We start from the raw sequence: 12,095 nt of genomic DNA on the forward strand, positions 1-12,095 counted from the left end.
TTTTGAATTTTATTTGTAACCGAAAAAAATATTGGTATGAATTTTGAATTTTTAATGTCAAAATCGTTCAATTTAAATGATATCTATATGAAAGACTATACAAACCTATGCCTCAGAGGCACTGTATTAACCATCTTTTCAGCTTTCCTGCTGACTCCCAATGCAAATGCACAGGAACAGTTAGGGTTAATCAATTCTAATTTTTCTGGAACCAACGCAATTTATCTGAATCCTGCTAACATTGCTACTCCTGCAAACATCGCCTATGTAAATTTTTGGTCCAGAGGCATTGGCTTTCAGAATAATTTTATGAAATACAATGCTCCGTTTAAAATAAACAAATGGGCAAACGGTACAATACCCGATCAGTATTTGAACTACGGTAATTTAGATTTAAAACAACCTTGGTTGCAACCATTAAACCTCAACGGCAATGCAAAATCATTTAACTTTAATCAAGATATCAGGACATTCTCTTTAATGCTTCCTGTTTCCAATAAATCATTCATCTCGTTGAACCTTCGCCAAAGAACCGGAATTCAGATTTTGGGTTTGGACGAAAACATTGCCCGCATTGCCCGATATGGAATCAATAACTCCAAAAATACCCTCTTTGGCAGCGGAAGCGACCAACTGCAGTATGGACAAAGCTATGGAACAGATAAAGGTTTCAAAGCCCATTTCGAATCTTGGCAGGAATACAGCTTTTCTTATGGGGCTGTGATGAAGGAGGATAAGACCCATATTCTTTCCGGAGGTTTTACAATCAAATATTTGAGAGGAATGGGAATGGGGCATTTGAGTAGCAGCGACATGAAGTTTACTGTCGAAAATGGAGACTCTATAACCTTTAACTCCGGAAGCCTTGATTATGCTCACACATCCGAAGATGCCATGATGGGACCGCTGATGAATCCTATTGATTGGTTTGACCAAGTTACAACCGGACATGGTGTAGGTTTTGATTTAGGATTTAATTGGATAAAAAAACGAAGCCGTAGTTCATTCAAACACAATGCTTTTTGGGATTGGGGCTGTGATTATTATCAGCAATATGATTGGAAGTTTGGGGCTGCATTTATGGATTTGGGATTTATTCAACATGGAAAAGATGTCAAAGCCTATAATGTTGACTTTGCTTCACCCTTTGGATTAGGTACAAGAAGCGGAATGTTTACCGGTTTTAATAACAAATACCGCGATGGATTTGATGATATTGATGCAGATGTAATCAACAAAATGCCCTCTTCATCCGTTACCGAAAAAAACACCTTTACCACATATCTTCCTGCGGCTTTCACAGCACAAGGAGATTTCAGACTTGGAAACAGAACATACTTAGGAGTAAACTATCAACAGAGTATCAAATCAATTACTTCCAATGGATTAAATGCTGCTAATTTTATTTCTTTTATTCCGCGAATTGAAGGATATTTTGCCGAAGCAGCTTTACCTATTACAGTTTCTAATACTTTTCAGACTCTTAATGTAGGATTCTTTGCCAAACTATGGATATTCCATATTGGGTCAGACAACCTTGGCGGTTTGTTCAAACTAAGCACCAACAAGGCGTTTACCGGTGCTTCACTTTACGGTGGATTTTCACTCCCCATCCCTTACTGCACCGGTGGTTCTTGGTTTGAACACAAAACCGACAGAACTATTATAAGACATCCGGATGAACAAAAACCCGAAGAAAAACCTCAAAATGAACAAAAACCGGATTCCACCCAACAACAACAAAAACCGGATACTGTTTTTATTACAGTTAAAGATACCGTTTCTGTTCCACAACAAGATACAACTTGGAAGAAGAAAGAGCAAGAGTATATTGCCAGACAAAAAGAATTGGAGAAACGTATTCAAGACTTAGAAAAAAACAAACCCGGCACACAAACAAATTGTATTGAATGTGAGAAAAACTTGCGTAATGAGCGATTGGAGAATGACAAAATCCGCAAAGATTTGACTTATGAAAAAGACAAAAACAACAATTTGGAAAGAGAGAATATTTGGCTCAAAGACAAGTTAAAAGTAATAGAAACCGAAAAAATAAAATGCGAATCCGACAGAGATAGAAATGCCAGAGAGATTGATAATCTTCAAAAGAAAATCATTGCTATCCAGAAAGAGTTGGATGATTGCAGAAAACGAACCTCACCCGAAACTCCGGATGAAGAAGTAAAAAGGCTGAACATCAAAATCACTCAACTCGAAAACGAGAAAAAAGACCTCGAGAACCAAAGAGATAAGTGCAAGCAAACCCAAGATGATTTGACCGTTAAAATAACCCAATTGCAAAATGATGCAGACAAATGCAAAAAAGACTTGGCAGAATACAAAGCCAAAGTGGACAAGCTAACCAAAGAAAATGACAAACTCTATGCTGACATTACAGCAGCACGCGACAGCATCATTTTTTATCAAGCCAAAGTAAAAGAACAAGATTGCTCTAAACAGTTGGATGAACTGAACAAAAAGATTGCAACACTCGAAGCTGAAAAGAAAAAATGCAATGATAATAATGCACAGAAAGACAAACGCATCCAAGAACTGAGCGACTCACTCAACAATATTACCATCAATCTTAAAACATGCAAAGACCAATATGACAATGCTTTGAAAGAGTACCAATATGCAATGCAAAAAGTACAAGACTTGCAAAAACAACTCAAAGATTGTCAAGACAAAGCAGCCAAAGGCGACAATAGCGGTGGAACAGATGATGCCCAAATAAAAGACTTGCAGAAAAAACTCCAAGATGCACAGGATAGAGTGGCAACACTTGAAAAACAAGTAACTGATTGCCAAAATCAAAAGAAGGATTTAGAAGAAAGTTACAAAAAGACTATTGACAGCAAAGACAAGCGTATCAAAGAATTGAGCGACTCTCTGAGCAGCATTACCAATAGTCTGAAATCGTGCAAAGACCAATACGACAATGCTTTGAAAGAGTACCAATTTGCAATGCAAAAAGTACAAGACTTGCAAAAACAACTCAAAGAATGTCAAGACCAAAAAGGCACAGGTTCAAGCGGTTCAAATGATGCACAAATACAAGATTTGCAGAAAAAACTACAAGATGCGCAAGACAAAGTAAAAACGCTTGAAACTAAGGTTGCAGAACAAGAAACACAGATTTCAACTTTGCAGAAAAAACAAGATGAGTTAAGCAAAAAAGTAAAAGAATGCGAAGACTCAAAAACGAATAATGACCAAAGCGCCAAAATCAAAGAATTGGAAAACAAAGTGGCTGAATTGCAATCCAAATTGACAAGTACACAAACAGAGCTTACCCAATCCAAGACCAAACAAACAGAGCTCGAAGCTAAGATAAAAGCCTGCGAAGATGAAAAAACCAAGCTGGGAGCAGGAAACACTTCTTCTGATGAGCTGACTAAAAAAGTAGCTGACTTGCAAAAACAGTTAGATGATACTAAAAAACAAGTTCAAGCCAAAGAAACCGAGATTGCTAATCTCAATCAACAAGTACAAAGTCAAAAAGGTCAGTTAGAGGAATGTAAGAGAACTCAAAACCTATATAACAAGGTAATGCACGACAAAGATTCCATCCAACGTGCCAATATCAAGCTGCAAAATGATTTGCGAAACTGTGAACAAGGCAAAGGAGGTCAGGGCAGTGTTATTCCCGGAACAAATAAACCTGCCGAAAATAATGGCGCAGGTTCAACCAATACCGGTTCAAACTCCTCAACAAACAGGACTACAAATATTCCTTCCGGAATAAATGGAAGTAACAGCAGTTCTTCAAGCAGCAGGAACAGCAATAACAGCACGCAAACCAACAAATCCGGAGGAAGGGATTCGGGCGCAGGGAGCGGTACAGAATCCAATAACCAAAACAACTCCAACTCCAATCGGGGTGGCAGGAGGTAATTTTTTTCAAAACATATTTGTTTTATCACAAGTTTGAGTAATTTTGTTGCTCAAACTTGTGATTAGGTGATAGACGCACTCATATCTTCTAAAACACGTATTAAACTGCTGCTCAAATTCTTTTTGAACGCAAGTACCACTGCTTATTTGCGCGGATTGGAAGAAGAATTTGGAGAGTCCACAAACGGAATCAGAGTTGAGTTAAACCGGTTGTCAGAAGCCGGCATGCTCAAGACCTTTTCCAAAGGAAACAAGAAGTTTTTTAAGGTAAATACCGGACATCCGCTTTTTCATGATTTACATAATATCGTCCTCAAATTTGTAGGACTTGACAAGATTGTAGAGTCTATCATAAACAGGCTTGGAGACTTGGAAGAAGTATATGTAATCGGAAACTTTGCGCGCGGCTTGGACAGCGAAATTATTGACCTTGTTTTTGTGGGACAAGTGGACAAAAATTACTTGTTGGAATTGGTAGAAAAAGCTGAAAATAAAATAAATAGAAAAATTCGCTTTGTTACTTTTGACACGGCAGAATTTTCTATTGAAAAAATCAAAGACGGATTAGCTGAACCACTGCTGTTGTGGAAAAAGTAGCTTAAAGCCGTTTTTGTAATATATTGAAAATGAACAGCCTGCTTGGTCAAATGTGACTGAGGAGGCGGAGCAGTGAAAGAAGGATAAAGAATTTTTTTTGATAAAAACGCCACTATTGCACATCTTAGACAAATACCTGATTTGGAATGCACTCTATCTGAAGTCCAGACAAGAAAAGAAAGTAGCAAGAGAATATGAAAAATTCGGACTTGATTTTTATCTGCCATTAGCAAAAAGACTGAGCGTTTGGTCTGACAGAAAAAAATGGGTTGAAGACCCTCTTTTTAGAGGATATATTTTTGTTCCGCAAAGGCTGAAAGATGCCGACAAATTTTTATACATACCGGGAGTCGTTGGTTATGTGAACTATAACGGGAAGCGTGCAGAAATAAAGCAAGTTGAACTTAAAATCATTCAAGAGTTTATTGAAAAGGGGTATCATGTCGAAGCTGCTTCAAAAGAAGACTTGGAAAAAGGTGATAAAGTCGCAATAGCATCAGGTACATTGAAAGGATTAGAAGGAACCGTAATCGAATCGCAAGGAGAATCCTATTTTATGATAGCTGTAGAAGGAATCGGACAAGTGATAAAAGTAAAAGTTCCTAAAGAAGTTTTAATTAAAATGCCGGATGAAACATGAAGATATTTTAGAACAATGTTCAGTACCCCTTTCTGGGGATTTTGACCAGAGTCAAATGACTTTTGAGAATATTGAAAAATTGCTAAATTCCGGATTGCAATCATAAAATGCGTGCTCTTATCTTTCTTTCGCTCTTTTTTCCCATTGCAATATGGTGGTACATCATGAGCAATTGTACGGTGTCACCGGTTTTGCCGGAGCGATTGATTTTTTTACATGCTTTATTTTATGCCTCAGCTTTATTATTGCCGACAAAAACATGGCGTTCGGTTTATATCAAAGGATTCTATGTTATTTCAACTTTCTTTATTTTTGTTGAAACCGCTTATGCCCTGATATACAAAGACACGATCACCACTTCCATTGCCTATATTTTATTAGAAACTAATTTTTCTGAAGCCAAAGGATATCTTAGCATCTATTTGAATTGGCAAATACTAATATTGTTCTTGGTTTATCTGATTCCTTCCATTTTTATTTTCAAAGGAGTGAGATGGTTGCTAAACAACAAAAATAAGAGTTCCACTTGGGATATAAACGAAGGTATTAAAACAGAACAAACTAAGATTCCTTCTTTTTTAAAGAATCATGAAAAACGAATAAAGAAATCTTTTCTCTTTCTTTTCGCATCGCTTGGAACTATCATTTACATCAATGCCCATCATTTTGAGCATCATGTTCTGAATAAAATCATTACAGGGATTGAAATGTACAAAAAAGAATCTCGACAATATGCGGATTTTATTGCTAATTCAAAAGAAAGCAAGTTTCTAAACTCTGTTGTGAAACAAGCAGACTCTTCACGTAAAACCTTGATTTTTCTGATTGGAGAAGCGAGTACCCGAAGCCATTTTGGAATTTATGGATACTATCGCAATACCACACCCGGATTAGAAGCAATGAGCGGACAGCTTGCAGTTTTCCGAGACGTGATAAGCCCGTTTAACAGCACCATTCCTTCTTTAGAAAATGTTTTGACTTTTGCATCCGTATCAAATCCGGAAGATATTCGGCAAGGAAGTATAGTTCAATTAGTAAAAAATGCAGGTTTTAAAACCTTTTGGATTTCCAACCAAATTCCTTTGGGATTATATGAAACACTTGTAACCATGATTGGCAAAACAGCAGACCAAAGTTTTTTTATAAACATGGGAAGTGCGGAAGTGCAACACTCTTATGATGAAAATCTTTTTCCTTTTATTGAAAAAGCATTGGAAGACAAAGCTGCCAAAAAAGTAATCTTTGTTCATATTCTCGGCACTCATTCTCTTTATGATTTGCGATACCCGAAAGAATATCAAGTTTTTACAGATAAGCCCCAAACAAAATTTCCTTCTTCTAAGTCTCACGAAGTGATAAACCAATATGATAATGCAGTCTTATACAATGATTTTGTAGTGAGCCAAATTATTACCATCTTGAATGAACATGCTCAAACAGAAGAAGAACAGCATTTGATATACTTTTCTGACCATGGAGAAGAAGTGTATCAGACTATGAACTTTGAGGGACATGCAGATGCAATAGCTTCTCAACCAATGTTTGAGATTCCTTTTATTTATTGGTCCAACCAAAGTGAAAAAGTTCAGGAATATCAGGGTTATACCAACCGAGCTTATGTAAGCGATAATCTCATTTACTCTGTGGCAGATGTATTGAACATTAGTTTTGGTGGAATGACCCCCGAGAAAAGTATTTTTAGTGCAGCATTTATTGCAAAACCGCGTATGGTTAAGAATGGACAGGACTACGACAAACTTTTTTCTCAAAAAAACGAAAACACAAGCTTAGAATTAATCAAATAAAAAATCTAATAATTTAATAAATAGTATTTATGTCAAAACATAAAAAGATAGCAGTGATAGGCCTCGGATATGTAGGAATGCCACTCGCATTAGAATTTTCAAAACATCATCCGGTACTCGGATTTGATATTAACAAAAACCGTATTGAAGAACTCAAACGCGGAGAAGACCATACCAAAGAAGCGGATACAGACGAGCTTAAAAAAGCGATTGCTCTTGGCGAACATCACAAAGGCAATACTCAAGCAGAAGCACTTGGACTGACCTTTTCGTATAATGAAGAAGATTTAGAAAATTGTAATGTTTACATCGTAACTGTTCCAACTCCAATCAACAACTTCAAGGCACCCGACTTGACTCCACTCATCAAAGCATCTGAAACCATTGGCAAACATCTCAAAAAAGGAGATATTGTGATTTATGAATCAACAGTTTACCCGGGATGTACAGAGGAAGATTGTGTACCGGTTTTAGAAAAATTTTCCGGTTTGAAATTCAACCAAGATTTCTTCTGCGGATATTCACCGGAGAGGATTAACCCCGGAGACAAAGTAAACACACTGACCAAAATCAAGAAAGTAACCTCCGGTTCCACTCCCGAAATTGCGATTGAAGTAAACAATCTATATAAATCTATTATCACAGCCGGAACACATTTAGCTCCAAGCATGAAAGTGGCAGAGGCGTCCAAAGCGATTGAAAACGCCCAACGTGATTTGAATATCAGCTTTATGAACGAACTTTCTTTGATTTTTGAAAAACTTGGAATTGACACCACAGACGTAATTGAAGCAGCCGGAACTAAATGGAATTTCTTGAAATATAGACCAGGATTAGTGGGTGGACACTGCATTGGCGTAGATCCATATTATTTGGCACACAAAGCAGAAGCAGTGGGATATTATCCTCAAGTGATTTTATCTGGCAGAAGAGTGAATGACAATATGGGCTTATTTGTTGCCAACAGAACCGTGAAACTGATGATAGAAAAAGGGCATAAAGTGAAAGGAGAAAATGTGTTGATTTTAGGAGTAACATTCAAAGAAAACTGCCCGGATATTCGCAATACCAAAGTAACTGACATTTACAATGAACTAACTCAATTTGGCTTAAACGTGGATGTATATGACCCATGGGCTAGTGCAGATGAAGTGAAACATGAATACGGAATAAATTTGATTCCGGAAATCAACGGCAAAAAGTATAATGCAATCATCTTAGCAGTCTCTCACAATGAATTTTTGAGCTTAGACTTTGCAAAACTCTCCGAACCGGAAGCTGTGATTTTTGACACAAAATCATTCTTGCCACGAGAGATTGTGGATGCGAGGTTGTAGGGAGCTGAAGGCGTTAGGCTGAAGGGCACAGGCTGAAGGGATGTAGGCGGTAGAGTGTCCAACTGTCATGGTGCTTACGGTTTTTTCGAGATGTCATGGTGAGTGATTTTGCTTTAGCAAAATTGTATCGAACCATGAATAGGAGGAATAATGATATCCAACTATGTGGGCACTTCGACTATCCTTCGACTGCGCTCTGGACAGGCTTCTCAGCGACAGCTTTTCAATCAACTCTATTCAACACATTCTCAATACATTCATAAAAGCTAAGAAAATTGCTAATTACACGGAATGTGCTTATTACATTAAGCAAAATAAACTATATTTGCTGTTTCTATTAAGCAAAAAGAATCATGAATGAACTCATTGATATATTTGAAAGGCAAATAGCAGCAACAGATATAACATTTGTTAGAAGTGTAATTTCTACAATAAATTGGAATGCCCGATTGATTGGGATACGTGGCGCAAGAGGAATTGGAAAGACTACTTTGCTTCTGCAGTACATAAAGATAAACTTAACAAATGAACTAAATAAAGTCCTTTATGTAAGTTTAGATAATGTCTGGTTTAACAATAATAGACTCATTGATTTAGCAATAACATTTGAGAAATCCGGTGGTAAATACCTGTTTCTTGATGAAGTACATAAATATCCAAATTGGTCACAAGAGATTAAAAACATATATGACACACTACCTTCTCTAAAAGTGGTATTTACCGGTTCTTCATTGTTGGAAATACTTAACTCTAGAGCTGATTTGAGCAGAAGAGCTGTAGTATATGAAATGAAAGGATTGTCTTTTAGAGAATACTTGAGCATTGAAACGGGAGTTGAATTAAATACAGTTTCCTTAAATGATATACTTGAGAATAGTTCAGATGTTTCTCGTGATATTTTAAAAGAAATTAAGCCGTTTCAGTATTTTGAAGCATATCTAAAGTTTGGATATTATCCTTTTTACAAAGAAGAGAAAGAACTGTATTATTTGCGACTTGGAGAGGTGGTAAACCTTATGTTGGAAATTGAATTGCCAATGCTCAGAAAGGTAGAAGTTGCGTATATTCCTAAAATCAAACAACTTTTGTCAATCATTGCTTCTGCAGTTCCTTTTATTCCCAATGTTTCAAAACTGAGTCAGAAGATTGATATAAATAGAAATACATTATTATCATATTTCCATTATTTGGATGAGATAGGGTTGACACAGAATTTATTTAAAGAAAACACCGGAATAAGTCTTTTGCAAAAGCCAATGAAAGTCTTTTTGGAAAACACCAATCTAATGTATCTATTAGCAAAGGAAAATACCAATACAGGAAACCTTAGAGAAACCTTTTTTGCAAATCAAGTTTCCTATCAAAATAGTATAAACTTCATAGAGCAAACGGATTTTTTAGTAAATGAAAAATTCAAATTCGAAATTGGTGGTAAGAATAAAATGAATGAACAAATAAAAGACCTTGAAGACTCATTTTTGGTATTAGATAATATTGAAATAGGACGCGATAGAACCATTCCGCTATGGCTATTTGGGTTTTTGTATTGAAGTGATTAAGGTTTTCGCTCCTGTCGCTTTCGATACAACCTCACGCCTTCACCCTCCAGCCTATTGCATTAAAAACATACATATATAAATTTTAAAATTAAGAAATGAATTGGACAACCGTTATCAAACCAAAATCAAAATGGTATGACATAGACTTCAAATCCCTATGGCAGTACAGGGATTTGCTGATGCTCTTTGTGCGTAGAGATTTTGTGGCTGTATATAAACAAACTGTGCTGGGTCCCATTTGGTTCTTTGTACAACCAATCTTGACAACCATCACCTTTACATTCATCTTTGGGAATTTTGCAAAAATACCTACAGATGGAGTACCTCCCATAATTTTTTATCTTAGTGGTCTTACATTTTGGAACTATTTTGCAGGTTGCTTGCAAGGAACTAGTAATACTTTTGTATCCAATGCAGGAATTTTTGGAAAAGTATATTTTCCGAGACTGATTACTCCAATTTCTATTACCATATCTAACCTCATAAAGTTTGGTATTCAGTTTCTTTTATTCTTAGCAGTATTCTTCTATTATTGGGCAGACGGAGCGGTACAACCCAATTGGACTTTGGTTTTCTTGCCCTTGTTTATTGCGATGATGGCAGGTTTGGGATTGGGTTTTGGAATTTTAATCAGCTCTTTAACCACAAAATATAGGGATTTTTCTTTTTTGGTAGGTTTTGGAATCCAGTTGTTGATGTATGCTTCTCCAATTATTTACCCTTTCAGTTTATTAGAACCCAAATGGCGTATGGTGCTAAACCTCTTGAATCCGATGAGCTCCATTATTGAAGCATTAAAATATGGTTTTTTGGGACAAGGAGTTTTTAGCCCAACTTATTTGGCTATAAGCTTTTTGTATATGTGTATATTGCTATTCGTTGGAATAGTACTTTTCCATAGAGTAGAAAAAAGCTTTATGGATACGGTGTAAAATATTAAATAAACGAGTTGACTTTGTAAAATAATGAGTGAAGTAGTAATAAAAGTTGAAAATGTCTCCAAGCAGTATCGTTTGGGACAGGTTTCTTCCAAAACTCTTTCGGGAGATTTAAAGCGCTGGTGGTATAAGACCAGAGGTAAAGAAGACCCTTTTCTAAAAATTGGAGAGGTAAATGATAGGACTAAATCTGGACTATCAGAATATGTTTGGGCACTTAAAGATATTAATTTTGAAGTTAGACAAGGAGAAGTATTAGGAATTATTGGTAAAAATGGAGCAGGAAAGAGTACTTTATTAAAACTACTTTCAAGAGTTACAACTCCAACAACGGGAGCCATGAGTATAAAAGGGCGTCTTGCTGCATTATTAGAGGTTGGAACAGGTTTTCATCCAGAATTAACAGGAAGAGAGAATGTATTTTTAAATGGTGCAATAATGGGAATGAATAAAGCTGAGATTAAATCTAAATTTGATGAAATTGTTGATTTTGCCGGAGTTGAGAGATATATTGATACCCCGGTAAAAAGATACTCTTCAGGCATGCATGTTCGTTTAGGTTTTGCAGTTGCCGCACATTTAGAGCCGGAAATCCTTATTGTAGATGAAGTGCTGGCAGTTGGAGATGTGGAATTTCAGAGAAAATGTCTTGGCAAGATGAAATCAGTAAGTGGTGAGGGAAGAACCGTATTATTTGTGAGCCATAATATGGGGGCTGTCAAAACTTTATGTTCACGCGGAATATTATTAGAAGATGGAGTAGTAAAAACCGAAGGCACTGTCGATGAAATAGTAAATCACTATATTCAATCCAATATAGTACAAAGTTCAAATGGTCGTGCAATTATTGATGATAATGGAATAACAGGTACTGGTGAGGCCCGAATTTATTTTGTTGAACTAATCAATGAACTAAATGAATATTCTGATATTATTCTTTTTAAGGAGTCAATAAAATTGAATATTCATGTTGATTCTAAAATCAATCTGGAATCATTGGCTGTAGATATTAAAATACTTGATAAAAATGCTAATTCATTATTTTATATTCAAAGCATAATGAGCGGTTATAAACTAGAATTAAAAAAAGGAAAAAATTATTTTTCAGTTGAAATCCCTAACTTCTTGTTACCTGGGGTATTCTATCTCTCCATAGGAATACATAATTCATCAACTTATATGACTATAGATCAACATGAGGAAGTGTTGAGATTTGTAGTTGATAGTGCGGCAAGAGATGCATCAAATAGCTATAGGTCTCAATGGGTTCATGCTTCATCTCTTATAGAGGGTAAATGGTCAATGATGAACAATTAAATAAA

Annotated in this window: 8 protein-coding genes; all 8 read left to right on the forward strand. The window is 36.1% G+C overall.

All coding sequences use genetic code 11. The features are described from left to right. Positions 1-87: 87 nt before the first annotated feature. The 8 genes from M9892_09310 to M9892_09345 all read left to right on the forward strand — a co-directional run bounded on the left by M9892_09310 (position 88) and on the right by M9892_09345 (position 12,090). Positions 88-3,897, forward strand: coding sequence for a DUF5723 family protein (locus M9892_09310; GenBank protein MCO5254547.1), 3,810 nt, complete (start codon positions 88-90; stop codon positions 3,895-3,897). Between the two features lie 66 nt (positions 3,898-3,963). Beyond that, on the forward strand, positions 3,964-4,494 hold the full coding sequence (locus tag M9892_09315; protein ID MCO5254548.1) for an ArsR family transcriptional regulator: 531 nt from the start codon (positions 3,964-3,966) through the stop codon (positions 4,492-4,494). A 97-nt stretch (positions 4,495-4,591) separates the two neighbouring features. Then, positions 4,592-5,134, forward strand: a complete 543-nt coding sequence (locus M9892_09320) for a UpxY family transcription antiterminator (protein ID MCO5254549.1) — start codon at positions 4,592-4,594, stop codon at positions 5,132-5,134. Positions 5,135-5,298: 164 nt separating this feature from the next. Further along, positions 5,299-6,939, forward strand: coding sequence for a sulfatase-like hydrolase/transferase (locus tag M9892_09325; protein ID MCO5254550.1), 1,641 nt, complete (start codon positions 5,299-5,301; stop codon positions 6,937-6,939). A 29-nt stretch (positions 6,940-6,968) separates the two neighbouring features. Further along, the gene (locus tag M9892_09330; protein ID MCO5254551.1) at positions 6,969-8,276 is read left to right on the forward strand and encodes a nucleotide sugar dehydrogenase; all 1,308 of its coding nucleotides are present in this window, start codon (positions 6,969-6,971) and stop codon (positions 8,274-8,276) included. A gap of 353 nt (positions 8,277-8,629) precedes the next feature. After that, on the forward strand, positions 8,630-9,826 hold the full coding sequence (locus tag M9892_09335; protein MCO5254552.1) for an AAA family ATPase: 1,197 nt from the start codon (positions 8,630-8,632) through the stop codon (positions 9,824-9,826). Between the two features lie 104 nt (positions 9,827-9,930). Then, entirely contained in the window at positions 9,931-10,767 is an 837-nt protein-coding gene (locus M9892_09340) for an ABC transporter permease (protein ID MCO5254553.1), read from the forward strand. Between the two features lie 33 nt (positions 10,768-10,800). Beyond that, positions 10,801-12,090, forward strand: a complete 1,290-nt coding sequence (locus tag M9892_09345; GenBank protein ID MCO5254554.1) for an ABC transporter ATP-binding protein — start codon at positions 10,801-10,803, stop codon at positions 12,088-12,090. Positions 12,091-12,095: the final 5 nt, after the last annotated feature.

The sequence above is a fragment of the Bacteroidota bacterium genome (assembly GCA_023957335.1).
Lineage (GTDB): Bacteria > Bacteroidota > Bacteroidia > NS11-12g > UBA955 > JALOAG01.

Bases quoted from the DNA above. Each gene is read 5' to 3' on its own strand.
- M9892_09310 (MCO5254547.1), top strand. From the start codon at position 88: ATGAAAGACTATACAAACCTATGCCTCAGAGGCACTGTATTAACCATC.
- M9892_09325 (MCO5254550.1), top strand. From the start codon at position 5,299: ATGAGCAATTGTACGGTGTCACCGGTTTTGCCGGAGCGATTGATTTTT.
- M9892_09330 (MCO5254551.1), top strand. From the start codon at position 6,969: ATGTCAAAACATAAAAAGATAGCAGTGATAGGCCTCGGATATGTAGGA.
- M9892_09335 (MCO5254552.1), top strand. From the start codon at position 8,630: ATGAATGAACTCATTGATATATTTGAAAGGCAAATAGCAGCAACAGAT.
- M9892_09340 (MCO5254553.1), top strand. From the start codon at position 9,931: ATGAATTGGACAACCGTTATCAAACCAAAATCAAAATGGTATGACATA.
- M9892_09345 (MCO5254554.1), top strand. From the start codon at position 10,801: ATGAGTGAAGTAGTAATAAAAGTTGAAAATGTCTCCAAGCAGTATCGT.